We start from the raw sequence: 23,491 nt of genomic DNA, 5'->3' as shown, positions 1-23,491 counted from the left end.
TCGGGGGTCGAGGCCGGAACGGGGTAAGTGCTGTCCCGGCTCAGGTCGGGCTGCCGCTGTAGTGGTCCGGCCTTCACGCTCTGGCGCCGGCGACTCCCAAGCCGTCCATGTAGTCGTGGGCTCGCGTGATCAGACCGTTGCGGACGTGGAGTATCAAGAGACCGGGGACGGTGAACTGGGTGGCCCTGGTCGTCATTGTTCCCACCGCGACATGCTCGGCGATGATCACTTCCGGATCGGCGGTCTCGTAGGCCGCGATCCTCCTGACCTCCAGCACCTGAGCGGGGCTGGCGCCCCAGGCCGCCCGGTATCCGGCGCGCACGGCCTCACGTCCCTCGTAGCGCGGGGGGAAGCCGGGAGAGGTGAACGGGAACTCGTGCACCGCGTCCACGGCATAGAGATCGGCGAGATCGTCTGGGGACTTGTCGAGCATGGCCTGGTAATAGCAGGTCAGCACCTCGTGAGGGGTGCGAACGGCAGGTGTATCCAGATGCGGCACAGGGGTCATTCCATTCGCTCAACACTTGTTGAGCCACTCACCGTAGGGTCAATCGGAAGTTCGGTCAACGTCTGTAGAGTGAATTGGTGTCCACTCCTCGCCAGTCCCGCGCCGACCGCCGCCGAGCGACCGAGGCGCGCATCCTCGACAGCGCCCGGGAGCTGTTCGCCGAGAAGGGATTCGAGCGCACCACCATTCGCGCCGTGGCGGCCGCGGCGAGCGTCGACCCGGCTCTGGTCATGCAGTACTTCGGCTCGAAGCGGGAGCTGTTCAGCCAAGCTGTGCAGGCGTTCCCCGCCCCGCTGACGGCCACTGATACCGACGCGCTCGTCGATCAGCTGCTGGCCTCGCTCGGCCTCAAGCTCGGCGGTCTTCCCGAAGGCACGCTGGCGATGATGCGGTCCATGCTCACCGACCAGGCAGCAGCCGATCACGTCCGTCTCACCCTCGGCCGGCAGATCGACGGCGTCGGTGCCGCCCTGCCCGCTGCCGAGGATCCCGAACTGCGCGCCGCACTGGTTGTCACCACGTTGCTGGGTGTCACCATCGGCCACCAGCTTCTCGGCCTGGCCTCGCTTCGTGGGGCCCCTGCCGATCGCATTTCCGCGTTGCTCCGCCCGGCCATCAAGGCCCTGGCAGGGCCGCCGGGGGCCTGCATCTGCTTGGCCGACCGGTGATCCAAACGAAAGCCCACAGTGCTCCGCACGACGCCTCTGGCCAGGCCAGATAGCGAAACGCTGCTGGAATGCCAGGGAATGCCGGCGGCGCGGCCGGACGCACCCTGACCCGCCCGCTCATCCGTGCGACCTCTAATATCATGTGGCGTTTCGTCGTCGGACGCCGATGCCTGCCTGGCCGTGTCCGCCGACCAACGCCCACGGCATCCGCCGCACAGCGATGGTGTCGGGTATCGAGCAGTCGAGGAGAGGAACGTTCATGCGCGCTCGGAACATCGGAGCGGCCGCCGTAACAGCATTGGCGCTGGTGGCTGCCCGCGACCTCGTCCAGAAGAAGCACGCACTGCTCAGAAACTTCCCCGTGATCGGGCACGCCCGGTACCTGTTGGAGACGATCGGGCCGGAGCTGCGGCAGTACGTCGTGACGTCCAACGAGGAAGAGCGCCCGTTCAGCCGTGACCAGCGCACTTGGATCTATGCGTCGGCCAAGGAAGAGAACAACTATTTCGGGTTCGGAACCGATGTGGACGTCGAGCACGTGCAAGGGCACGCGTACGTGAAGCAGCGCACGTTCGCCGGCACACTGCCCGACCTGCACGACCCGCAGGTCCCGCTGCCCTCGGCCAAGGTGCTGGGCGGCCCGCGCGGGCGCGCCAAGGCGTTCCGGCCGACGAGCGTCGTGAACATCTCGGCGATGAGCTTCGGATCGCTGTCCGGCGCGGCCATCACGGCGCTCAACAAGGGCGCGGCGCTGGCCGGCACGATGCAGAACACGGGCGAGGGCGGTCTCTCGCAGTACCACCGCAACGGCGGTGACCTCGTCCTCCAGATCGGGACGTCGTACTTCGGTTGCCGCAACGAGGACGGCACCTTCAACCTCGACAAGCTCAAGGAGGTGGTCGCCGGCGCCCCGGTCAAGGCGATAGAGATCAAGCTCTCCCAGGGCGCCAAGCCGGGGCTCGGCGGGATGCTGCCGGGCGCGAAGGTGACCCCCGAGATCGCCAAGATCCGAGGCATCCCGGCCGGCAAGGACTGCGCCTCCCCCTCTCGGCACACCGCGTTCCACGACGTCGACTCGATGCTCGACTTCGTGGAACTGCTCGCTACCGAGACCGGCCTGCCGGTCGGGATCAAGAGCGCGGTGGGGGAGATGAGCTTCTGGGAGGAGCTGGCCACGCTGATGGCGCGTGGTGATCGCGGGGTCGACTTCGTGACCATCGACGGAGGCGAGGGCGGCACCGGGGCGGCTCCCCTGATCTTCACCGACTCGGTGTCGCTGCCGTTCCGGATGGGCTTCTCCCGTGTCTACGGCACGTTCGCCGAGCGGGGTCTGACCGACGACATCACCTTCATCGGCTCCGGCAAGCTCGGTCTGCCCGAGAACGCCGCCGTCGCCTTCGCCCTGGGTGTCGACATGATCAACGTCGCCCGCGAGGCAATGCTGTCCATCGGCTGCATCCAGGCGCAGAAATGCCACACCGACAAGTGCCCCACCGGCATCGCCACCCAGGACCCGTGGCTGGTGCGCGGCGTCGACGCGCCCTCGAAGGCCACCCGGGCCGCTGTCTACCTGCGCACCCTGCGTAAGGAGCTGCTGAAGGTCTCGGGAGCTGTCGGTGTCGCCCACCCGGCACTCATCACCACCACCGACATCGAGATCATGAACGGCGACTACGACGCCCGCACCCTGGCGAGCGTCTACGGCTACAAGGACGGCTGGGGCGAACTCGGCCCGGAGCTCGCCCAGGAGATCACCGCACTGGTCACCACCAAACCGACCCCTCTGCAGAAGCCGGCCGGCTGACGGTGACCAGTTGGCGGTGGGTAGGGCTGTCCCGGGACGCAGGGGGTCCACCTGCCGGAGAAATACAGCAACTGGCAGGGCGCCTGTGCGTCCGCAACCGGCTGCGGATGTGCCGGTGTTCCCGGCCCCGGCGGATCAGCGTGGTCACCGGCTGCGGCGGGGCAGGCGGGGCGGAAGGCCACCGGCCTTCGACCGCGCGAGGCGTACAGGCAGCGCAACACCGTCGAGTGGTGCATCCAACCGTCTGAAGCAGCGGCGAGGCATCGCGACCGTTACGAGAAGACCGTGACCATCCGCCTCGCCGGACTCCACAACGCGGGCATCTTCCTCCGGTCCGCCCGGTGATCCAAACGAAATCCCTGGATGCCCGGGGCCTCGCGGTCGAGCCGCGAGGCCCCTTCCCGTCCGTCCGGCGCCCGTCAGGCGGTGACCAGTCCGCCCAGTTTGCGCAGCGACTCGATGAGTGCGGCGGTCGCCGAGTCCTTGAGCTTGCCCGCCATCAGGGAGACCGCGGCGCCGGTGAATTCCCCGTCGATCCGTACCGTGGTCGCATCGCCGTCGGGCGTCAGTGAGTAACGCATGGCCAGGTTGACGCCCATCGGTCCCTTGCCCCTGGTGGCCAGCAGGCGCGCGGTCTCCAGTTCCGCCACTGTCCAGGTCACCTCGGCGGGGAAGCCCATGAGCTTCATGTTCTCCTCGTAGGTGGCCGCGAGTTCGAGTGTCGCGGGGCCGCCCTTGGGAAAGCTGGTGTGGGTGGCGTTCCACTGGCCGTACGCGGTGAAGTCCGTCAGCTGGGCCCAGACCTTCTCGGCCGGTGCTTCGATGCGTGCTTCTGCACTGACTTCGGCCATGCGACCACCCCTTCTCGGCGGGTTACGGTGTCGCGGAACGTAGCCGCAGTGACGTGAACATTCAATACTGATGAACCGTCAGATCTGTGTGCCCCGTTCCTCCGGCCGCTCGGCGGATCAGTGCGGCATCGAACCGGTCGTGGGCGCGCGGGTGCGGGCCGTCGTCATGGCAGTGGAACGCGGCCCGGAAGAAGTCGGCGCGCAGTGCGTCCGATGGTGCGTGGACCCGGTACACGTACTCCCGTCCGTCGAGCGCCGGAAGGGCGATCAGCCGGGACACGTCCGCAGACCCCCTTCCGGCTGCCGCTTGGCTGGTGTGGCCTGTGGGGCGTTCCCGGAGTGGTTCCTGGTTGCTCCGGGGGTGCGGTGCAAGGCGGCGCGCGCCGATTTTCCGGATCGGATCCCGGAATGGCGAGATCTCATCCGTAAGGAGGAGAAACCGCTCGGGTGTACCCAACTTGCGTGGGATGTCTAAATGGGTCCCTCCGGGGATGCTCCGGCGCCGCGGGACTGATGGGGTGAGAGATGTGCAAAACCGGACGCCGCGGATCCCTCAGCAGCCCGCACCGAACCACGCCGAGTTCGGCGCCAGACTCACTGTGGAGCTGGCCGCCGTGGTGACGGGCGCCCGCAGGCGCGCACTGCGCGACGGCGACCGGCAGATCGATACGGCCCATCTCCTGCACTCCCTCATCGAGTCGGACCCGGAAGTGCGGGCATCCTTCGAGGGCGGACCGCAACTGGCCAAGGTGCTCGGGTACCTCGTTCAGCGCAGTATCGGATACGGGCTCCGCTGGCAGGGCTCGGTGGAGGACACCGGTGCCGTTCCGGTTGTCAGGGATCCGGGTTCCGCCGGGCGGGACACGGGGGTGGAGGGCTGGTCGCCCTCGGCCGTCTCGGCGATGGCCGGAGCCCACGAGCGGGCGGAGCTGCGTGGCGACGAGCGGGCCGGCGGGCTCGATCTGCTCGCGGCGCTGGCCACCGACCACGAGTGCCGGGCCGTTGAAGTGCTGGTGCGGGCCGGCGTGGACGCGGGGCAGCTCGCGGCCCGGATCGCGGGGGCGTCCGGCCAGGAGTGGCAGGGAACCGGGGGCTGAGGCCCGGCGTGCCGGGGGCCGATTGGACGCGGCACCTTCGCTGTGCCGGGCGGGCCGGCCGTGCGCGTTCATGACGGACCGGTCACCAGGGTCCGCGACTGCATGGACGGCCCGACCGTCGCAGGGCTGGGGAACCGATGGTGAAGGGCGCGGTGAAGCCGGGCGGCTGACGGGGAATGCGCGTCAGGGGTCACCGGGGTGACGCTCCTGACGTCAGCTGTCATGATGTGCCGATGCACGCGCCTCAGGGGAGAAGCGCCAGCCTGGGACTTGCCCTGGTGTCGGCGTTCGCATTCGGCGGCTCAGGGGTGGCGGCCAAGCCGCTCATCGAGGCAGGACTCGACCCGCTGCATGTGGTGTGGCTAAGGGTGGCGGGTGCCGCCCTCGTCATGCTGCCCGTCGCCTGGCGCCACCGGGCTCTCATGCGCAGCAGGCCGGTCCTGCTGCTGGGGTTCGGGCTGCTCGCCGTCGCGGGTGTACAGGCCTTCTACTTCGCCGCCATCTCCCGAGTCCCCGTGGGCGTCGCACTCCTCGTCGAATACCTGGCGCCCGCGCTCGTCCTCGGCTGGGTGCGCGTCGTCCAGCGCCGGCCGGTGACACGGGGGGCTGCGATCGGCGTGGTGCTCGCCGTCGGGGGGCTCGCCTGTGTGGTCGAGGTCTGGGCGGGGCTGAGCTTCGACGTGATCGGGCTGTTGCTCGCCCTGGGTGCCGCCTGCTGCCAGGTCGGCTACTTCGTCCTGTCGGACCAGGGGAGCGAGGACAGGGCGGAAGGCGCCGAGCCGCCGCATCCGGTCGGAGTCATCGCGTACGGGCTGCTGATCGGCACGGTCGTCCTCACCGCGGTCGCCCGCCCGTGGAACATGGACTGGCCGGTTCTGGGCGGCGATGCGGGCATGGACGGCACGGATGTACCGGCATGGCTTCTCCTCGTCTGGATCGTGCTGATGGCGACGGTGGTCGCCTACGTCACCGGCGTGATCTCGGTACGGCTGCTCTCACCCGCGGTGGCGGGTGTCGTCGCCTGCCTGGAGGCGGTCATCGCGACCGTGCTCGCCTGGGTGATGCTCGGCGAGCACCTGTCGGCGCCGCAGCTCATCGGCGGTTCGATGGTGCTGATCGGTGCCTTCGTCGCCCAGTCGGCGACACCCGGGACGCCCTCCGGTCCCGTCGCGCCGGGACGGGGCGAACGGCACGTCGGGGGACCGGGCGGAGGGCGCGGCGTCGCCGAGGGAGAGCCGTCGGCCGGCCGCGCCGCGACGTAGTGGGACGGCCATGTATTCGGCCGTACTCCCGCCGCCCGCCGCTCGGTGCGGGCGGCCACCTCCTGACGAAGACCGGCTTCGGGCGGTCCCCGAGCGGTTCGTCGTTGCCCGCGCGCGGAGCCGAGCGACCACCGTCCTGTCCTCATCCGGAGAAGTCACGTGTCGAACCCTGCTTCCGGCCCGCCCGTCGGGCGGAGCCTCTTCTATCTGATCGTCGCCGGTGTGGCCTGGGGCACCGCCGGGGCCGCGGCTTCGCTGATCTTCGAGGTCAGCGATCTCGGCCCGCTCGGCCTGTCGTTCTGGCGCTGCCTCGGCGGCCTCGTGCTGCTGCTCGCCGTGCTGGCGCTACGGACCCGGCGCGCGGCAGCCCCCGTCGAACCGCGCCGCCGCCGGCTGTTGCGCATCCTGGGGACCGGCGCGGGTCTCACCCTCTTCCAGAGCGCGTACTTCGCGGCCGTCGAGGCGACCGGTCTCGCGGTCGGGACCGTCGTCACCCTCGGAGCGGGCCCCGTGCTCATCGCGGTCGGCGCGCGGCTGACCATGGGGGAGCGGCTGGGACGCGGCGGACTGGCCGCGGTGGCGGGCGCACTGGCCGGGCTCGCCGTACTGGTGCTCGGCGGCGACGGGGCCACCGTGCGCCCCGCCGGAGTCGCTCTGGCGCTGCTCGCCGCGGCCGGCTACGCGACGATGACCCTGCTGACCCGGTGGCTCGGCCGCCGCGGCGGCGCCACCGACTCGCTCGCCACCAGCGCCTGGGCCTTCGGGATCGGAGCCGTCGGGCTGCTGCCGATGGCTGTGGCCGAGGGGCTCGTGCCGCACACCACGCAGGCCGCGGAGGTCGTGACCCTGCTGGTGTACGTGGCGGCGGTACCGACCGCGCTCGCCTACGCGCTCTACTTCGCGGGCGCCGCGGTGGTGCGTGCCGCGACGGTGTCCGTGATCATGCTGCTCGAACCGGTCAGCGCGGCGGTCATCGCTGTGGTGGTGCTCCGTGAGCGGCTCACCGCGGCCACTGTCGTCGGGACGCTGCTGCTGCTCGCGGCCGTGGCGGGGCTGGCGTTCGACGAGGCGCGCGGTGCCGCGCGCGTTCGACGAGGCGCGCGGTGCCGCGCATGCCCGCCGCCGGGCGGCCGTACCGGCCTGAGCGGACGGGCCCGTGCCCCCGGCGGCGGAACCGGTCACCCCTGATGGTGGTTCAGAGTGCGGTGAGGTAGTCCGGTACCCCGATGGCGGGATCGAGGTCGTCCGCGGGGAGCGGTGCCGCGTAGCCGTGGGCGAGCGGTACGACCCCCGCCCAGTGCGGCAGCGCGAGGTCGTGGGGTTCGTCGTTGGGGCCGCCGGTGCGGATCTTGGCGGAGACCTCCTGGAGGTCCAGCCGGATCACCGCCGTCGCGGCCAGTTCCTTCTCGTCGGCGGGCCGCGCATCCGCGGACCGGCCCGGCACCACATGGTCGACGATCGCGTCGAGGGCGGTACGCCGCTCCTGCGGGTCGGTCACCGTGCGCGCGATGCCGTGGACCACCACGGAGCGGTAGTTGATCGAGTGGTGGAAGGCGGAGCGGGCCAGCACCAGCCCGTCGACATGCGTCACCGTCAGGCAGACGGGGAGGCCGGGGTCGGTCCGGCCGGACTCCCGCAGCGGCCGGGAGCCGGTCGAGCCGTGTACGTAGAGACGCTCGCCGATGCGGCCGAAGAGCGTTGGCAGGACGACCGGTGCGCCGTCACGGACGAAGCCGAGATGGCAGACGTACGCCTCGTCGAGTATCGAGTGGACCAGTTCCCGGTCGTACGCCGCGCGTTCGCGGGAACGGGTCGGGACGGTACGCCCGGTCGGCACGTAGCCGGTTCCGGTGTCCGGGTCCGTGGGCTGCGGCGATGCGGTGTCCGGCATTGCGTACTCCATTGCACTAGTGCATAATCCGGTTTGTGCTAGGAGAATATCGGATCGTTGGGCGGCGCGCATCGGAAATTGCCGCCAGTGTGGAGCGCGGGGTCGGCTCGGGGGATCTCGCGCCGGGGCAAGCGCTCCCACCCATGCGGGAGTTGGCGGAAGAGCTCGGGGTGAACCCGAATACGGTGGCGGCCGCCTACCGCACGCTGCGCGAGCGTGGAGTGATCGAGACGGCCGGCCGCCGGGGCAGCAGGGTGCGACCGCGCCCCGCGAGTACGGCGCGCGGTTCGCTCCGGGTCGAGGCGCCCCCCGGGGTGCGCGATCTGGGGGAGGGGAACCCTGATCCGGCGCTGCTGCCCGCGCTGGGGGAGGCGTTCGCGGCGGCCACGGGCGAGTATGAGCGGAAGCCCGGAATGTACGGACAGGCGCCGGTGGACCCGGAGTTCGCCGCACTCGCGCGCGCCGCCCTGGATGCCGACGGCGTACCGGCCGGCCCCGTGGTCGCGACCTCCGGGTCCCTGGATGCGATCGAGCGCGTACTGGTCGCGCACCTCAGGCCCGGTGACGCGGTGGCGGTCGAGGACCCGGGGTGGGGAAGCCTGCTGGACCTCGTACCGGCGCTGGGGCTGCGCCCCGTCCCCGTCGCCCTCGACGACGACGGACCGCTGCCCGGTGCCGTGGAGCGTGCGCTGGACGCCGGTGCCCGCGCGCTCGTGGTCACCGGTCGCGCGCAGAATCCGACCGGGGCCGCGATCGGTGCCGAGCGGGCTGCCGAGCTGCGGTGCGTCCTGGACGGGCACCGGAGCGTCCTGCTCGTCGAGGACGACCATGGGCACGCCATCGTCGACGTGCCGCTGCACCCACTCGCGGGCGCCACGGACCGGTGGGCCTTCGTGCGGTCCGTGGCCAAGGCGTACGGGCCGGATCTGCGGGTGGCCGTGCTCACCGGCGACCCGGTCACCGTCGACCGGGTGTCGGGCAGGCAGCGGCTCGGCCCCGGCTGGGTCAGCAGACTGCTGCAACGGGCCGTGGTCCACCTGTGGGCCACGGGCGCGGTCGACCCGGGCGAGGTGGCGCGGGCGTACGCGGAGCGGCGGGACGCGCTCGTGCGGGCACTGGAGCGGCGGGGCGTGGAGGCGCACGGACGCAGCGGCATGAACGTCTGGGTACCGGTCAGCGACGAGACCGGGGCCGTGGCCCGGCTGCTGCACGCGGGCTGGGCGGTGGCGCCCGGCGCGCGGTTCCGGATGACCGCGCCCCAAGGCATCCGGCTCACCGTCTCACCGCTCACCGGGGCCGACATCGAGCCTCTGGCCGACGCGCTGGCGGCGGCGGCCGGGCCGGCGGAACCGCTGACCTACGGCTGAGCCCCGGTCCCGGCCCCGGCGCCGCGCGCCCTGCTCCGGGCGAGGGCGGCGCCCGCCAGGACCACGAGGGCGCCGACCGGAGTGTTCCAGCTCAGTCGCTCGCCGAGTACGACGACTCCGGCCGCGGTGGCGATGACCGGGATGAAGTAGGTGACCATCTGCGCGGTCGTCGGTCCGATCTCCTCCACCAGGCCGTACTGGACCAGCACCGCGAGGCCCGTGCCGAGCGCCCCCAGGGCGACCACGGCAAGGGTCGGGACCAGCGGGAACCCGTCGGGCGCCGAGGTGAACAGCGGGGTCACCAGAGCGATCTGCGCCGTACCGAGAAGGAGCTGGCTGCCGGTGAGGGAGAGGGTGGACGAACTGCTGCCCGCCAGCGTCCTGCGGACGTAGATCCAGCCGATCGGATAGCTCAGGGAGGCGAGCAGCGCCATGGCCGTACCGCTGAGGTCCAGTCCGGAGAAGCCCTGCCAGGCGCCCAGCACGGTCAGTACGCCCAGGAATCCGAGCCCGAGTCCGGCGACGCGGCGGCGGGTCGGCCGGTCCTCGGACAGTGCGACGAGCGACAGCATCATGCCCCACAACGGTGAGGTCGCATTGCAGATGCCGGCCAGCGTCGAGGGGATGGTCAGCTCGGCATACGCGAAGAGCGAGAACGGCAGCGCGTTCAGGAAGAACGCGGCGACGGCCAGATGCCCCCAGGTACGCGTGCCGCGCGGTAGCCGCTCCCGCCGTACCGCCATCGCGACGGCCAGCACCGCCGTGCCCGACAGGAGGCGGCCGAGGGTGACCTGGAACGGGGCGTATCCCTCGGTGCCGACCTTGATCAGGAGAAAGCTGAAGCCCCAGATGAGCGAGAGCGCCCCGAAGCGGATCCGCCAGTCCGGCCCCGGACGCGCGACAGGCGCGGAATCGGGCGTCGGGGCCGTGGCGGGGGCGGCCGTCCCGGCGGGCCGGGACGGGGCGGAGAACCCGGCGGGAGGAGGGGTGCTCGGAGTGGCGGGCGTGCTCATGCCGTCAACGATGACGAAGACAACCACGTAGGACAAGTGAGACTTTGTGTGAGTATCCCCGTAGCATTGCTTACATGTTGAATCTGGAGCGCCTGCGTACCCTGGATGCCCTCGCCCGGCACGGTTCGGTCAGTGGTGCCGCCGAGGGGCTGCATGTCACCACATCGGCGGTCTCCCAGCAGATGTCGAAGCTGGAGCGGGAGGTGGGGCAGCAGCTCCTCACCAAGAACGGGCGCGGCGTCCGGCTCACCGACGCCGGTCGGCTGCTTGCCGACCACGCGGCCCGGATCCTGTCCCAGGTCGAGCTGGCCCAGTCCGATATCGAGGCGCAGCGCGGCGAGGTGGTGGGCGAGATCCGGCTCTCCGCCTTTCCGACCGCGGCGCGCGGGCTCTTCCCCGCGGCGCTCCACGCGCTTCGCGCGGACCACCCCGAACTGCGCGTACGTACTCGGGAATTGGAGCCCGAGGACGGAATCCGTGCGGTCATCAGGGGTGACATCGATCTGGCGGTGGTGCTCGACTGGAGCAACAAGCGGCTGCCGGTGCCCGGCGGACTGGCCAAGGCCGAACTCCTGGACGATGCGCCGGATGTCGCGATGCCGGCCGGTCACCGCCTCGCGGACCGGGCGGAGGTCGACCTGGAGGAATTCGCCGACGACGACTGGGTGTCCTGGCCCGAGGGCGAGTTCTGCTACGACTGGCTGATGTTCACCCTGCGCTCGAAGGGCATCGAACCGCGCATCGCACATCTGGCGGGCGAGCACCACACCCAGCTCGCCCTGATCGCCGCGGGGATGGGAGTCTGCGTCGCGCCCCGGCTGGGCCGTGGCCCGGTGCCCGACGGGGTGCGGCTCGTGCCCGTACGGCAGCAGATGCGACGGCACGTCCACGCCGTGTGGCGTACCGACGCGGACCGGCGCCCGTCGATCAGGGCGGCGGTGGCGGCGCTGCGGGTGGCCGGCCGGGAGATGCACGCGCCGACGGTGTAGGGCGGGTGGGCCGTTCTCCCGGGCCGAGGCCGCTCAGGCCGAGGACGGGCCCGCGAGCTTGCGGAAGTCCCAGGAGGTGATGGTCTCCGGGGTGAGCCGCAGCCAGGCGTGCCGCCCGTCGTGCGGCATGGTGTCCATCGCGAAGTACTTCGCCGCGAACAGCCTTTCCGGTACGTCGAGTTCGGTGCAGGACTTGCCGACGCGGGGCGCTTCACCGACCTGGACTGCCGTGCCGGACAGTTCGATGCCGCGCAGATCCGCGTACTCCGCCCCGTCGTCCACGACCACCGCGATCCTCGGATCGCCGCACAGCTGGGACCAGCGCAGGCTACGGGTGATCGAGTACAGCCAGAGGGAGGTGCCGTCCCAGGCGAACCAGAGGGCGCCGATGTGCGGGCGGCCGTCCGCGGACACCGTGGCGACCCGGCAGGTGCGCTGCTCGGCGAGATAGCTGTCGCGTTCCTCGTCCGTCATCATGATCCGACGGCCCCGTCGCTGAATGGCGGCCATGGGTGACCTCCCGGTAGCTGACTATGTGTCAGAAATCATGGGGTCTCTTCCCTCATCACGCAATGGCGGTTAGCCTCGCGCGCCCGATCCGCCGCTGAAAGGGGCAGCCGTGCCGTCGAAGGAACAGCTCGCCGAACAGCTCGATCCGGCCACCACCGTGCTCCTGACGGTCGAATGCCAACAGGGTGTCGTGGGCCCCGACAGCGCACTGCCCGAACTGGCCGAGGAAGCCAGGTCCTCCGGCGCCCTCCACCGCGTCGCCCGACTGGTGGCGGCCGCCCACGAGGCCGGGGTCCAGGTACTGCACGCCGTGGCCGAGCGCCGCCCCGACGGGCGGGGCGCCAACAACAACGCCCGCCTCTTCCGGGCCGCCGGGCGGCTGCCCGTACAACAGCACTCGGGCACCACGGCGGTACGGATCGCCGCGCCCGTCGAGGTGGCGGACGAGGACCTCGTCGTGCGCCGGCTGCACGGCCTCTCGCCCATCGCCGGTACGGAGGTGGACGCGCTGCTCCGCAACCTCGGCTGCCGGACCCTCGTCGTCACCGGGGTCTCGGCCAATGTCGCCGTTCCCAACGCCGTGTTCGATGCGGTGAATCTCGGTTACACCGCGGTGGTGCCGTCCGACGCCATCGCAGGGGTGCCGGCCGACTACACCCCCGCGATGATCCGCAATACGCTCGCCCTCGTCGCCACCCTCGCGACCACCGATGACGTGCTCGGCTGCTGGCGCGCCCGAGGGCGGACGAGTACCCGCCCGGCGGAGCGCGGCCGGACGGACCCTAGGCCGGGAGGGTGATCGAATCCCCCTTGACCTTGATGGCCTCGGCGGCCAGCGGCCGGGTCGCCGGACCCGCCGTCACATCACCGGTCGCCAGGTCGAACCTGCTGTTGTGGCAAGCGCAGTTGATGGTGCCGCCCGACACGCTCGACACGGCGCATCCCTGGTGCGTGCACTTCGACGAGAACGCCTTGAAGGAGCCGGCCGCGGGCTGTGTCACCACGATGCCGCGGTCGGCGAAGATCTTTCCGCCGCCCTCCGGAATGTCGGTGGTCTTCGCCAGCACGTCCCTGCCGCCGCCCTCCGGAATGTCGGTGGTCTTCGCCGGCACATCCGCGCCACCGCCCCTTCCGGCAGCGGCCGCCTCGACGGCTTCCGGGCCGTCCGAGTCCTTCTGACCGCCGCACGCGGTGAGTACGGCAGTCACCGAGACGGCCCCGACCGCCGTGACAACGGCCCGACGCCCGGGGCGGACCCCGTGGTCCTGCGATGCGTTCATTCCGGCATTCCCTTCCGCGACGCTCGCGATCTGGATGTTCGCGAGCTCCCTGTTTACGACCTCGGCGGTCACCGTGGCCGTGCCCGACCGGGGGTACGCGCAGCGGGACCCCCGTCTTCAATGCCTCAAGGACTTCTTGAGAAAGTCTCGCTCCAGCAGCAACAGATTGCTCGCCGTCTCCTCCTGGGTGACCAGATGGCCGGACCCGGACAACGGCAGCACCGTATGCGACCGGCCCGCGGCCAGCAGCGCGGCGGAGAACCGCAACATGTGGGCGACGGCCACATTGTCATCGGCAAGTCCGTGCACCAGCATGAGAGGGCGGGTCAGCCCGGCCGCCTCCGGGAGCAGCGAATTGCGCTCGTAGTTCTCCGGAAGTACATCCGGGTGGCCGAGGAACCGTTCCTCCCAATGGGTGTCGTAGAGCCGCCGGTCGGCCGGTGCGGCCCCCGCGACCGCCGCGTGGAAGACCTCCGGACGGCGCAGCACGGCGGCAGCCGCGAGGTACCCGCTGAACGACCACCCGCGCATGGCGACCCGCGTCAGGTCCAGCGCGGAATACCGTGCGGCAGCCGCGTGCAGCGCGTCGATCTGGTCCTCCAGAACGACCGTCAGCCGGTCGCCGTACACCGATTTCTCCCACGCCTCCCCACGGCCCGGAGTGCCGCGGCCATCCGTCACCAGCACCGCGAAGCCCTGCTCGGCGAACCACTGGGCGACCGCGACCCACCAGGTACGCACTCTCAGGACGACCTGCATGCCATGGCCCGCGTACGGGCTGAGCAGCACCGGCAGCGGGGCGTCGCCCGGCCGGTGCCACGACGGCAGGTACAGCCTGCTGCGCAGCTCACGCTTCCCGAGGCTCAGCACGGCGGGTCGTGGGGTGACCAGCGGTGCCTCGGCGAGGACCGCGATCCGCCCCACCGCAACCCCGTCGCGCAGCACGGACACCGTCTGACCGTCAGGGGTCCTGCTGTCCAGCACCACGGTGGGGCCGCCGACCGACGCCGTGTGCACACCGGGTGCCGCACTGACACGTACGAGACCGTGGAGCCCGTCTTTGGAGGGTGTATCCGCGCAGGACCAGACGTGGACCTCGGTCGGTTCCTCACTCGCGGTGAAGAACACCCTGTCTCCGACGGCGCCGAGCACCTCACGGACCTCGAGTCCCGGAGGCGTCTGCCCGCCGCCGATCGCCAGCCCCTGTGTGTCGCCACCCGGCCGCGCGGGAACGACGAGCGCTCCGGAGGAGAGCCGCAGCGGTGTACCCGGCCTCAGTGCCACCCACGCACCGTCATGGGCACGGCTCAGGGTCCGGGTCTCTCCGGTGGCGGGATCCACCGCGAGGACATGCACCGAACGCTGATCGCGTGTCTGTACGGAGACCAGCGGGCCGTGCCCGTCCCACTCCGCCGACGCCACGTACTCGAACGACCGGTCCGTCCACGCACCCTCGGGGTGGTCCTCCCCGGCGGCCGCGGGCAGCCGGACCCCGAGCCGCTCCCCGGACACCCGCACGAGGTGCAACGACACCTCCGCGTTCGCCGTCCCCGCCGCCGGATACGCGAGCTCGCGCGGAGGCCGTTCCGGGTGGGCCGGATCGCTGATGTACCGGCGCCGCACCATCGAGGTGTCCACCCGAGCCACCAGAAGCGCATCGCTCCGCGGCGACCACCAGTGGCCGCGCGGGCGTCCGATCGACTCGGCCGACACATGGTCGGACAGTCCGTACGTCACCCGCTCGCCGTCCGGGGCGGCGAGCGCACGGTCGTCCGCCCCTTCCGCCGACACGATCCGCAGCGCGCCCCCGGAGACGTACGCGATCAGGGTGCCGTCCGGCGACGGCCGGGGATCGACCACGGGGCCGGCGGTGACGATCCGGCGCGGTGCGCCTCCGTCCGTCCGCACCACCCAGAGTTCGCCCCCGAGCGCGAAGGCCGCGATCCGCACCCGGGCGTCGGTGGCGTAGGACACAATGCCCGACGAGGTCTCCCTGGCCCGTTCGCGGCGGGCCAGCTCCTCCGGCGGCACCGCACCGGACGACTCGTCGCCGTGGCCCGGCCCGAGCGGATCGGCGAGCATCCGCTCCCGCCCGTCCTCGTACAGCCAGAGCCGGCTCACCTGATCCGTACCGGACGTGGTCCGCACGAAGAGCACCCGGGCGCCGTCCGGTGAGACGCTGAACTGCCGGGGCACACCCAGCGAGAAGCGGCGGGTCCGGGCGAGCTGCCGGGGGAAGCCCCGGGTTCTGTGCGAAGGGTCGTCAGCCGTGGCGTCGAACGGTGTTGTCATGGAGACACCATGACAGGCGGACCCCGGACAACCCGCCCCGGTTCCGGCTGCGGCCCGGGCCGGGGGAGACCGCGCGTCGGGTGTGATCGGCCGCGCGTGATTGTCAGAGGTGCCTGCGAGGCTGAGCGGCATGACACTGAGCAACTTCAACGAGTTCGAGCAGGCCATCCGCCGCGGCTGGGGCGCGGACACCACAACGCCGGACCACCGTCCGGAATGGACCCCGGACAACCCGGCGCGCGACCAATGCGGCGTCACCGCCCTGGTGGTGCACGACCTCTTGGGCGGTGAGCTGATCCGCGGCGAGGTCCATGTCGACGGCGAGCGGGTGGACTACCACTGGTGGAACCGCCTGGGCATGGGGATCGAAGTCGATCTCACGCGCGAGCAGTTCGGCCCCCACGAAAAGGTTGTCGGCGGGGAGGCGATCGAGCGGCCCGCGGAGATCGTGCGGCTCCGCACGGAGTACGAGCTTCTCCGCAGCCGAGTGCTGGCGGCGCTGCGTTCGTAGGCGTTGCGCCGCCCGGCCGTCCCGGGCGGCGTACGGGGGTCAGTGGGCTGCTGCGTCCCTCGCCAAACCGCCATGTACGGCGGTGGCTGCCAGGTGCTCGCGGGTCCGTGCCGACCCGGCCTGTACGGCGGCCCCGGCTGTCGGTGGTCGCGGGGCACCCGCGGGTCAACGGAGCGGGCGGGGCCAGACATCCGGGGTGACAAGGGCGGCGATGACGCCGGGATCGGCGTGCAGGAGGGCGGGGAGCACGGTCAGTCAGTCGCTGTGGTGGGCGGTCATGGCAGCGGCCGTGGACGCGTCTTGGGAGGGGAGGGCGAGCGCCAGGGTCGCGCGGGCCGTGGCGCACCGGCACCGCTCCGAAGCCATGATCCACCTCGCCATGACCGACCTCACGGCCCGCCGCCTCGCCAGCGAGAACACCATCATCTGGCGCGACCCGTCACCAAGACATAAAAAGCAACATATCGGCATGAAATATTGAACAAAAACGGCCACTATGGGCAACTGCACCACCCCGGAGAAGACCCGACCCGGCATTGCCGGCAACAGGGCCATGTGCCCAGCACGTGTGGGTGATCGCAACGTTTGATTTCGGCCAAACTGCGATCGGTGAGACTCGGGCGCACTTCTCGCGGCTGCCGATGTAGTAGTAACCTGGACGAGTTCATGACCCGGTGAAAGGCCGCGAGAAGCCCGTGTGTACACGCCTCCGAACTATGTTCCGCTGGAGAGAAGACCGGATTGATGTTCGGTTTCCGCAGGTTTGAAAGCGATGTGGCGGAAGAGGGGATCCTGGCAGAATCGGGCAATGTCCGTCCGTGGTGTTATTCGTCAGCATTGACCACAGGGGTCGCGCGGGACATGCTGTGTCCCATGGCTTACGGGTTATGACTGCAACCCTTTGGGCGGCACACTCCGCCGTGAGGCGAGAAGTGCAGTTCCCCTGACGCGCCCGTACTGTCATCGCGTTCGAAACGACCGCCAGAAAGGGGCCGCTCGTCATGCCGGACAATAGGTCCGAGCTGAAGGCGTTGAAGGCGACCAAGTATACCTCCACGGTCCGCGCGTCCAGTGCTTTCGATCGGTTGCGGGCTTCCGGGTATCGGGTGGGGCTACGAATTCTTGACTTGACCGACCGGATGCTCGGCAGGGACCACGATTTACTGCCGCCGCGCAGATACCGCCGCTTCATCGGGAACGGCGACTTTCTGAAGGTCGGGCGCCAGATCACCGACTACATGCGGGAAGAGCTGGGGGTCGGACCCTCGCACGACGTGCTGGACGCTGGCAGTGGCGCGGGGCGCATCGCGATTCCGCTCACCGAAGTCCTCGGCGAGCAGGGCTCCTACCTCGGCTTCGACATCGTGCCGCACGCCATTGAGTGGTGCTCGTCCGCCATCACGCCGAAGTATCCCAATTTCCGATTCGAGCATGTCGACATCCGCCAGGAGATCTACAATCCCGACGGAAAAATGTCGGCTGCGGACTTCCGATTCCCGGCCGAGGACTCGGCGTTCGACGTGGTTGCGATGGTGGGTCTCATCAGTCATCTGCTGCCGCCCGAGTTGGACAATTATCTGAACGAGGCGGCTCGTACGCTGCGTCCCGGTGGCATGTGCTTCGCAACGGCCTATCTGGTCGATGACAAGGTGGCCGAAAACATCGCCCAGGGGCGTACGGCATTCACCTTCACGATTGATCACGGCGAATACTACATGCATTCGAAGGAAGAACCGACCTACGCTATCGCCTACCGGGTCGATTATCTGCGCGCCGCAGCCGCGCGATATGGTCTGCACCTGCGTCGAGAACCGAAGCCGGGTACGTGGGGCACCTCCACCGAGAGGCCGGCCTCGATGGACCTGCTCGTCCTCGAACGAGGCTAAGTGCACAGGGCGCCGAATTCCCGCGCGGGCAATGCGGTCGGTGGTTGCAGGATTCGCTGAACCGGCGGCGGCTGCCGTTCGACCGAGTACACGAGAGAGGAAACACTTTCCCCATGGCAGACAACATTCCGGGTGACGGGGGCAGCGGGGGCGTCCTCGTCCTGTCGGGCATCTCCGCGGCGGGCAAGTCGACCGTCGCACAGGCTCTGGCCGAGCGGTTGGACCGGTCTGTTCATGTGCGTGGAGACTTCTTCCGCCGCATGATCGTCAATGGCCAGGTCAACATGACTGCCGACCCGGAGCCGGAGGCCCTCGAGCAGCTCCGCCTCAGGCACAGGCTGGCAGCGGCGTCCGCCGACGCGTACTGCCAGGCGGGCTTCACCGCGATCCTCCAGGACATCCTGCTCGGCGAGCACCTCCAGGAGATCACCGAGACGATCAAGAGCCGGCCGCTGGCCGTGGTCGTCCTGGCTCCGAACCCCGACGCCGTGCTGGCGCGGGAGGAGAAGCGCGCCAAGACCGGGTACGGCCCGGACTGGCAGCCCAAGGACCTCGACTCGGTGCTTCGCGGAAGCACCCCGGAGGTCGGACTCTGGCTGGACACCTCCGACCAGACGGTGGAGCAGACCGTGGACGAGATCCTCAAGCGGGCCTGGACCGAGGGCGCCGTTTCCTGAACGTCCAGGGGCCGGTTCGTGTCCACCGAGGTGGTGGGCACGAACCGGCCCTTCTCTCATCGACGGAGCAGAACTCCCGAACAGGAGAAGAGAGTTGCGGACCACTGCAATGGGGCAGGGCGGGCAGCGGGTCGGCGTCGTGGGACTCGGCTGCATGGGGATGTCCTATGCGTACGACCCCCACGGACGGGACGACGCGGTATCGATCGCGGCCATCCACCGTGCACTCGACCTGAGCGCGGATCTGATCGACACCGCCGACGTCTACGGCCCGCACACCAACGAAGAGCTGGTCGGCCGCGCCCTCGCGGGCCGTCGCGACCGGGCGTTCCTCGCGACCAAGGTGGGCTTCGTGCCCGGCGAGACGAGGCTGCGCAAGGACGGCAGGCCCGAGCACATCAGGGCGGCGATCGACGCCAGTCTGCGTCGGCTGGGCACCGACACCATCGACCTCTACCAGCTCCACCGGGTCGACCCCGAGGTGCCGTTGGAGGAGACCTGGGGAGCGATGGCGGAGACGGTACGCGCCGGGAAGGTCCGTGCGCTCGGCCTCTCGGACGTCACCGTGGAGCAGGTCCGCACCGCGCAGTCGGTCCACCCGGTGGCGGCGGTGCAGGCGGAGATCTCGCTGTGGACCCGGGACTCGCTCGCGGAGCTGGTGCCCTTCACGGCCCGCGAGTCCATCACGGTGCTCGCCTACTCCCCGCTCGGCCGCGGCTTCCTCACCGGGCGGTTTGCCTCCAGCGAGGACCTGCCCGCCGACGACTTCCGCCTGGTCAACCCCCGCTTCCAGCCCGAGAACCTCGTGGCCAATCTCCCGCTGGCCGAAGCCGTGCGCAAGGTGGCCGACGGCCGGGGCGTCGCGCCCTCGCAGATCGCGCTCGCGTGGGTGCTCGCCCAGGGAGACCACATCGTGGCGATACCGGGCACCAAGAACGCCCGTTATGTGGAGGAGAACACCGCCGCCTCCGAACTGATGCTGACCGCGGAGGAGACGGCGCTGCTCGACGCGCTGCCGCCCCCCGCGGGAGCCCGGCAGTGACACCACCGCCACCCCCGTCGACCCCGCCATCCCATCCCACCGCGTCCGCCCCGCCACCCCGCCGGAACGCGACCACCGCGCTCCTCGTGCCTCCCGCGCCGGGGCGACGGTCGAGCCCGGTCGTGTGCGTCGCAGGAAGGAAAGTCATCCGTGTCCGAAGCCGACGGGCCCTCACGCCGTAAGGGCCTGCCCGTTCTCACGGCCGCCGTACGGGAGGAGCCCTGGATCTTCGGCGCGGCACTCGCGGCCAGTGCCCTGTACGGCGTCGCCCCCGTCGCCACTTCCTGGGCGCTGGGCAGGATCACCGACCGGGTGATCCTGCCGGCCTTCGAGAGCGGCGAGACCTCCTACGCCGCCCTCGCGACGGCCGGTGCCGCGATCTTCGCGGTCGCGATGCTGCGGGTGGTCGGTGTCATCGGGCGGCGGGTGGGCGCCGGACTGATGCAGTTCCGGCTCCAGTCCACCTACCGCCGCAAAGTCGCCCACCGCTACCTTCAGTTGCCGTTGTCCTGGCATCAACGCCACTCCGCGGGACGGCTGTTGTCGACGGTCAACTCCGACGTCGAGGCGGTCTGGTCGCCGATCATCCCGCTGCCGACGGCGCTCGGTGTGGTGATCATGCTGGTGTCGGCGATCGGTTCGTTGATCCTGGTTGACCCGGTGCTGGCGCTGGTGAGCATCGCGCTCTTCCCGGCGATCGGCCTGCTCAACGTCTTCTACCAGCGCCGGCTCTCCCCGCTGGCGGCGCGTGCGCAGAGCCTGCGCGCCGAGGTGGCCGACATCGCGCACGAGAGCTTCGACGGCGCCGTCGTGGTCAAGACCCTCGGACTGGAGTCGCACGAGGCCTCGCGCATGGCGCGGCGGGCGGAGGCGCTGCGGGACGCGAACGTGGCGGTCGGCCGGATGCGGGGCCGCTTCGACCCGCTGCTGGACGCCCTGCCCAACCTCGGCATCCTGACGGTCCTCGCGGTCGGCACCAGCCGGATGGCCTCCGGGGCGATCGGCGTCGCCGAACTGGTGCAGGTGGCCTACCTGTTCACGATGATCGCATTTCCGGTACGGGCCTTCGGCTGGGTGCTGGCGGAGCTGCCGCGCTCGGCGGTCGGCTGGGAGCGGGTGCGCGCCGTACTGGACGCCGAGGGCGACATGCCCAGCGGCGAGTTGAGGCTGACCGACCCCGGCCCGCTCAACCTCGACGCTCGCGGGGTGAGTTACGCCTACAACGGCAGCGACGTGCTGCGCGAGGTGACGCTCAGCACCGGCGCGGGCAATACGGTGGCCGTGGTGGGCCCGACGGGCTCGGGCAAGTCCACCCTGGCCGCGCTGATGGTGCGGCTGATCGACCCCGACCGCGGCGACGTGCTGATGGACGGCATGAACGCGCGGCAGATGCGTACGGGCGAGGTGGCGTCCGCGGTGGCCTTCGTCCCGCAGGAGGCGCTGCTCTTCGACGACACCGTACGCGGCAATGTACTGCTGGGACTGGACCGCGAGGACACGGCGGTCTGGGAGGCGCTGGAGGCGGCAGACGTGGCGCACGTGGTGCGCGAGTTGCCGGACGGGCTGGACGCTCGGGTCGGCGAGCGCGGGGCCACTCTCTCCGGCGGCCAGCGCCAACGCATCGCACTGGCACGGGCATTGGTGCGCCGACCACGGCTGCTGGTGCTGGACGACGCGACATCGAGCGTCGACCCGGAGGTGGAGAGCCGCATCCTCAACCGGCTGCGCGCCTCCAAGCTGCCGTCCACCGTCGTGGTGGTGGCCTACCGCAAGGCGACCATCGCGCTCGCCGACCACATCGTTTACGTGGACCGGGGGCGCGTCGCCGACGCCGGCTCGCACGCCGAACTCCTTGCCCGCTGCACGGGATACCGGTCCCTGGTCACCGCCTACGAGGGCGAGCAGAACGGGCGGCAGAGCGGTCGGCGAGCCGAGGACGGTACCACCGACGAGAACACGGACGGTGACGCCCGGATCGGCGCGTCGACCGCGGAAGCCGAGGAGGGACGGACCGCATGAGCCGTATCGGGAGCTCGCACTACAGTGCGACCGGCACGCTGAAGCGGCTGCTCGCCACCTCGCCGACGCTCCGTCGCGGCCTGATCGTCGTGCTGCTGCTCGCGGTGGTCGCCGCCGCCGGACGGGTGGTGGTGCCGATCGCGGTGCAGGTGACGCTCGACACCGGTCTCCAGGCCGACGAGGGCCCGCGCACGGGCTTCGTGCTCGGCTCGGTCGCGATCTGCGCGGTGGCGGTGTTCTGCACGGCGTGGATCACCTTCCGGATGAACCACCGCCTCTACCGGGAGGTGGAGACGGCGCTCGCGGAGATGCGCAAGAAGGCGTTCCGGCGGGTGCACGACCTGTCCGCGCCTGCGCTCGGCGGCGAGCAGCGCGGCGACCTGGTGGCCAGGGTCACCGGCGACGTGGACCAGTTCAGCACCTTCCTCCAGTTCGGCGGCATGCTGCTGGTCAGCGGCTGCCAACTGCTGGTGGGCAGCGTGGTGATGTTCTCCTACTCCTGGGCACTGGCTCTGACGGTGTGGGCGGTCTTCCTGCCGCTGGCGCTGATCCTGCCACGGCTGCAGAACCGGCTCTCCTTCCGCTACGCCGATGTCCGAACCCGCGCCGGCGCGATGCTCGCCACCACCGGCGAGGCCGTCGCCGGGGCGGCTGTGATCCGCGCGCACAACGCCTCCGGACTCATCGGCCGCCGTATCGACACGGCGGTGGAGGACCACCGCAAAGCGCAGGGCAGGGCTCAGCGGCTGGTGGCCGTCACCCTCTCCAGCGGGGAGATCGCGGCGGCGCTGGCCATCGGCGCGGTGGTTAGCTTCGGCGTGGTGCTGGGCATCAACGGCCATATGACAGCGGGAGAGTTGGTCGCCTTCCTCTTCCTGGTGACGCTCTTCATCGGTCCGGCGCAGATGAGCACCGAGGTGCTCAACGAGCTCCAGAACGCGCTCGCCGGGCTGCGCCGTACGCTCGCCGTCATCGAGGCGCCGCGCGAGGTCGAGGACCCGGGTGAGAAGGGCGTGGAGCTGGAGCCGGGCCCGGTGGGCGTCGGCTTCGAGGAAGTGGAGTACGCCTACCCCGACGGCGCGCACGTGCTGCACGGGGTCTCGGTGGAGATCGCCCCGAGCAGCCGGGTCGCCGTGGTCGGTGAGACGGGCTCGGGCAAGTCGACCTTCGTCAAACTGCTGACCAGACTGGCCGATCCGACCTCGGGCCGGGTGCTGCTGGACGGGGTGCCGTTGACGGACGTGACCCTGGACTCGCTGCGGCGGCGGGTGGTGATGGTGCCGCAGGACGGCTTCCTCTTCAACACCACCGTGGGGGAGAACATCCGCTACGGCCGCGCCGACGTCGGCGACGACGAGGTCCGCGGCGCGCTCGCCGACCTCGGGCTCACCGGCTGGGCCGAGTCCCTCCCGCACGGCCTGGACACCGAGGCCGGACCGCGCGGCGAGGCGCTGTCGGCGGGCGAGCGCCAACTGGTGGCGTTGGCCCGTGCGTACCTCGCCGACCCGGACCTGCTCGTACTGGACGAGGCGACCTCGGCCGTCGACCCGGCTACTGAGCAGCGCCTCCAGCGGGCCCTGGAGACCGCCACCCGGGGCCGTACCGCCGTCTCGGTGGCACACCGGCTCTCCACCGCCGAGGCGGCCGACCGGGTGCTGGTTTTCGACGCCGGCCGCATTGTCCAACAGGGCGAGCACAAGGAGCTGGTGGCCCGTCCCGGCCGGTACGCGGAGCTGTACGCCGCGTGGCAGTCGGCGACCGCGGGCACGGCCTCCCGGACCTGAGCCGACGGGCAAGGGCGGTACGGATGAGGGGTGGCAGCCG

At 70.6% G+C, this 23,491-nt stretch carries 23 protein-coding genes and 1 pseudogene; 16 read left to right on the top strand and 8 right to left on the bottom strand.

Translation table 11 applies throughout. The features are described from left to right. Positions 1-73: 73 nt before the first annotated feature. On the bottom strand, positions 74-508 hold the full coding sequence (locus ACF08M_RS27685; protein WP_392187970.1) for a nuclear transport factor 2 family protein: 435 nt from the start codon (positions 506-508) through the stop codon (positions 74-76). Between the two features lie 77 nt (positions 509-585). Here ACF08M_RS27685 and ACF08M_RS27680 point away from each other — a divergent pair, with 77 nt between their 5' ends. The 3 genes and pseudogenes from ACF08M_RS27680 to ACF08M_RS27670 all read left to right on the top strand — a co-directional run. Then, positions 586-1,176, top strand: a complete 591-nt coding sequence (locus ACF08M_RS27680; RefSeq protein ID WP_392187969.1) for a TetR/AcrR family transcriptional regulator — start codon at positions 586-588, stop codon at positions 1,174-1,176. Between the two features lie 259 nt (positions 1,177-1,435). After that, positions 1,436-2,980 (top strand): FMN-binding glutamate synthase family protein, encoded by a 1,545-nt coding sequence (locus ACF08M_RS27675; RefSeq protein WP_392187968.1) that lies wholly within the window; start codon positions 1,436-1,438, stop codon positions 2,978-2,980. Between the two features lie 115 nt (positions 2,981-3,095). Continuing rightward, positions 3,096-3,257: pseudogene (locus ACF08M_RS27670) on the top strand (IS5/IS1182 family transposase); the annotation flags it as partial. 142 nt (positions 3,258-3,399) lie between these two features. Here the strand turns inward: ACF08M_RS27670 and ACF08M_RS27665 are convergent. Both ACF08M_RS27665 and ACF08M_RS27660 read right to left on the bottom strand, forming a co-directional pair. Continuing rightward, positions 3,400-3,831, bottom strand: coding sequence for an SRPBCC family protein (locus tag ACF08M_RS27665; RefSeq protein WP_392187967.1), 432 nt, complete (start codon positions 3,829-3,831; stop codon positions 3,400-3,402). Positions 3,832-3,892: 61 nt separating this feature from the next. Continuing rightward, the gene (locus tag ACF08M_RS27660) at positions 3,893-4,111 is read right to left on the bottom strand and encodes a hypothetical protein (protein ID WP_392187966.1); all 219 of its coding nucleotides are present in this window, start codon (positions 4,109-4,111) and stop codon (positions 3,893-3,895) included. A gap of 247 nt (positions 4,112-4,358) precedes the next feature. Here ACF08M_RS27660 and ACF08M_RS27655 point away from each other — a divergent pair, with 247 nt between their 5' ends. The 3 genes from ACF08M_RS27655 to ACF08M_RS27645 all read left to right on the top strand — a co-directional run bounded on the left by ACF08M_RS27655 (position 4,359) and on the right by ACF08M_RS27645 (position 7,378). Then, positions 4,359-4,928 (top strand): Clp protease N-terminal domain-containing protein, encoded by a 570-nt coding sequence (locus ACF08M_RS27655; protein ID WP_392187991.1) that lies wholly within the window; start codon positions 4,359-4,361, stop codon positions 4,926-4,928. A gap of 233 nt (positions 4,929-5,161) precedes the next feature. Then, complete coding sequence (locus ACF08M_RS27650; protein ID WP_392187965.1) at positions 5,162-6,190, top strand: DMT family transporter; 1,029 nt, start codon at positions 5,162-5,164, stop codon at positions 6,188-6,190. Positions 6,191-6,349: 159 nt separating this feature from the next. After that, entirely contained in the window at positions 6,350-7,378 is a 1,029-nt protein-coding gene (locus ACF08M_RS27645) for a DMT family transporter (protein WP_392187964.1), read from the top strand. A gap of 7 nt (positions 7,379-7,385) precedes the next feature. Here the strand turns inward: ACF08M_RS27645 and ACF08M_RS27640 are convergent, their stop codons facing one another. Beyond that, positions 7,386-8,081 carry a pyridoxamine 5'-phosphate oxidase family protein gene (locus tag ACF08M_RS27640; RefSeq protein WP_392187963.1) on the bottom strand — a complete coding sequence of 232 codons (696 nt, stop codon included), beginning with the start codon at positions 8,079-8,081 and terminating at the stop codon, positions 7,386-7,388. Between the two features lie 35 nt (positions 8,082-8,116). Between ACF08M_RS27640 and ACF08M_RS27635 the strand changes: the two genes are divergently transcribed. Continuing rightward, positions 8,117-9,448, top strand: a complete 1,332-nt coding sequence (locus ACF08M_RS27635; RefSeq protein ID WP_392187962.1) for an aminotransferase class I/II-fold pyridoxal phosphate-dependent enzyme — start codon at positions 8,117-8,119, stop codon at positions 9,446-9,448. On the opposite strand, the gene ACF08M_RS27630 is transcribed toward ACF08M_RS27635, so the two are convergent. Further along, positions 9,439-10,461, bottom strand: coding sequence for a DMT family transporter (locus tag ACF08M_RS27630; protein ID WP_392187961.1), 1,023 nt, complete (start codon positions 10,459-10,461; stop codon positions 9,439-9,441). The two genes, ACF08M_RS27635 and ACF08M_RS27630, sit on opposite strands and share 10 nt — an antisense overlap. Positions 10,462-10,535: 74 nt before the next feature. On the opposite strand from ACF08M_RS27630, the gene ACF08M_RS27625 reads away from it, so the two are divergent. Beyond that, on the top strand, positions 10,536-11,450 hold the full coding sequence (locus ACF08M_RS27625) for a LysR family transcriptional regulator (RefSeq protein ID WP_392187960.1): 915 nt from the start codon (positions 10,536-10,538) through the stop codon (positions 11,448-11,450). 33 nt (positions 11,451-11,483) lie between these two features. On the opposite strand, the gene ACF08M_RS27620 is transcribed toward ACF08M_RS27625, so the two are convergent. Then, positions 11,484-11,960, bottom strand: a complete 477-nt coding sequence (locus ACF08M_RS27620) for a pyridoxamine 5'-phosphate oxidase family protein (protein WP_392187959.1) — start codon at positions 11,958-11,960, stop codon at positions 11,484-11,486. 109 nt (positions 11,961-12,069) lie between these two features. On the opposite strand from ACF08M_RS27620, the gene ACF08M_RS27615 reads away from it, so the two are divergent. After that, positions 12,070-12,759: a cysteine hydrolase gene (locus tag ACF08M_RS27615; RefSeq protein WP_392187958.1), complete on the top strand. Its 690-nt coding sequence runs from the start codon at positions 12,070-12,072 to the stop codon at positions 12,757-12,759. On the opposite strand, the gene ACF08M_RS27610 is transcribed toward ACF08M_RS27615, so the two are convergent. Further along, positions 12,743-13,240: a Rieske (2Fe-2S) protein gene (locus ACF08M_RS27610; RefSeq protein WP_392187990.1), complete on the bottom strand. Its 498-nt coding sequence runs from the start codon at positions 13,238-13,240 to the stop codon at positions 12,743-12,745. The genes ACF08M_RS27615 and ACF08M_RS27610 overlap by 17 nt on opposite strands. 117 nt (positions 13,241-13,357) lie before the next feature. After that, on the bottom strand, positions 13,358-15,532 hold the full coding sequence (locus tag ACF08M_RS27605) for a prolyl oligopeptidase family serine peptidase (protein ID WP_392187957.1): 2,175 nt from the start codon (positions 15,530-15,532) through the stop codon (positions 13,358-13,360). Positions 15,533-15,662: 130 nt separating this feature from the next. Between ACF08M_RS27605 and ACF08M_RS27600 the strand changes: the two genes are divergently transcribed. From ACF08M_RS27600 to ACF08M_RS27570, 7 genes are all read left to right on the top strand, one after another. Continuing rightward, entirely contained in the window at positions 15,663-16,043 is a 381-nt protein-coding gene (locus tag ACF08M_RS27600) for a hypothetical protein (protein ID WP_392187956.1), read from the top strand. Positions 16,044-16,320: 277 nt separating this feature from the next. Continuing rightward, positions 16,321-16,524 carry a hypothetical protein gene (locus tag ACF08M_RS27595; RefSeq protein WP_392187955.1) on the top strand — a complete coding sequence of 68 codons (204 nt, stop codon included), beginning with the start codon at positions 16,321-16,323 and terminating at the stop codon, positions 16,522-16,524. A gap of 520 nt (positions 16,525-17,044) precedes the next feature. Further along, positions 17,045-17,929 (top strand): class I SAM-dependent methyltransferase, encoded by an 885-nt coding sequence (locus ACF08M_RS27590; RefSeq protein WP_392187954.1) that lies wholly within the window; start codon positions 17,045-17,047, stop codon positions 17,927-17,929. Positions 17,930-18,042: 113 nt separating this feature from the next. Beyond that, on the top strand, positions 18,043-18,606 hold the full coding sequence (locus ACF08M_RS27585; RefSeq protein WP_392187953.1) for an AAA family ATPase: 564 nt from the start codon (positions 18,043-18,045) through the stop codon (positions 18,604-18,606). 94 nt (positions 18,607-18,700) lie between these two features. Further along, complete coding sequence (locus ACF08M_RS27580; RefSeq protein WP_392187952.1) at positions 18,701-19,648, top strand: aldo/keto reductase; 948 nt, start codon at positions 18,701-18,703, stop codon at positions 19,646-19,648. 150 nt (positions 19,649-19,798) lie between these two features. Then, positions 19,799-21,667 (top strand): ABC transporter ATP-binding protein, encoded by a 1,869-nt coding sequence (locus tag ACF08M_RS27575; protein ID WP_392187951.1) that lies wholly within the window; start codon positions 19,799-19,801, stop codon positions 21,665-21,667. Beyond that, complete coding sequence (locus tag ACF08M_RS27570; protein WP_392187950.1) at positions 21,664-23,451, top strand: ABC transporter ATP-binding protein; 1,788 nt, start codon at positions 21,664-21,666, stop codon at positions 23,449-23,451. The genes ACF08M_RS27575 and ACF08M_RS27570 overlap by 4 nt, the downstream gene beginning before the upstream one ends. Positions 23,452-23,491: the final 40 nt, after the last annotated feature.

It is taken from the genome of Streptomyces sp. NPDC015032 (genome assembly GCF_043080425.1).
GTDB lineage: Bacteria > Actinomycetota > Actinomycetes > Streptomycetales > Streptomycetaceae > Streptomyces.
The sequence above is the reverse complement of the archived record's forward strand: the minus strand, read 5'-3'. Positions and strand labels throughout refer to the sequence as shown.

Bases quoted from the DNA above. Each gene is read 5' to 3' on its own strand.
- ACF08M_RS27685 (WP_392187970.1), bottom strand. From the start codon at position 508: ATGACCCCTGTGCCGCATCTGGATACACCTGCCGTTCGCACCCCTCAC.
- ACF08M_RS27675 (WP_392187968.1), top strand. From the start codon at position 1,436: ATGCGCGCTCGGAACATCGGAGCGGCCGCCGTAACAGCATTGGCGCTG.
- ACF08M_RS27665 (WP_392187967.1), bottom strand. From the start codon at position 3,831: ATGGCCGAAGTCAGTGCAGAAGCACGCATCGAAGCACCGGCCGAGAAG.
- ACF08M_RS27650 (WP_392187965.1), top strand. From the start codon at position 5,162: ATGCACGCGCCTCAGGGGAGAAGCGCCAGCCTGGGACTTGCCCTGGTG.
- ACF08M_RS27640 (WP_392187963.1), bottom strand. From the start codon at position 8,081: ATGCCGGACACCGCATCGCCGCAGCCCACGGACCCGGACACCGGAACC.
- ACF08M_RS27630 (WP_392187961.1), bottom strand. From the start codon at position 10,461: ATGAGCACGCCCGCCACTCCGAGCACCCCTCCTCCCGCCGGGTTCTCC.
- ACF08M_RS27625 (WP_392187960.1), top strand. From the start codon at position 10,536: ATGTTGAATCTGGAGCGCCTGCGTACCCTGGATGCCCTCGCCCGGCAC.
- ACF08M_RS27620 (WP_392187959.1), bottom strand. From the start codon at position 11,960: ATGGCCGCCATTCAGCGACGGGGCCGTCGGATCATGATGACGGACGAG.
- ACF08M_RS27610 (WP_392187990.1), bottom strand. From the start codon at position 13,240: ATGAACGCATCGCAGGACCACGGGGTCCGCCCCGGGCGTCGGGCCGTT.
- ACF08M_RS27605 (WP_392187957.1), bottom strand. From the start codon at position 15,532: ATGACAACACCGTTCGACGCCACGGCTGACGACCCTTCGCACAGAACC.
- ACF08M_RS27600 (WP_392187956.1), top strand. From the start codon at position 15,663: ATGACACTGAGCAACTTCAACGAGTTCGAGCAGGCCATCCGCCGCGGC.
- ACF08M_RS27595 (WP_392187955.1), top strand. From the start codon at position 16,321: ATGGCAGCGGCCGTGGACGCGTCTTGGGAGGGGAGGGCGAGCGCCAGG.
- ACF08M_RS27590 (WP_392187954.1), top strand. From the start codon at position 17,045: ATGCCGGACAATAGGTCCGAGCTGAAGGCGTTGAAGGCGACCAAGTAT.
- ACF08M_RS27585 (WP_392187953.1), top strand. From the start codon at position 18,043: ATGGCAGACAACATTCCGGGTGACGGGGGCAGCGGGGGCGTCCTCGTC.
- ACF08M_RS27570 (WP_392187950.1), top strand. From the start codon at position 21,664: ATGAGCCGTATCGGGAGCTCGCACTACAGTGCGACCGGCACGCTGAAG.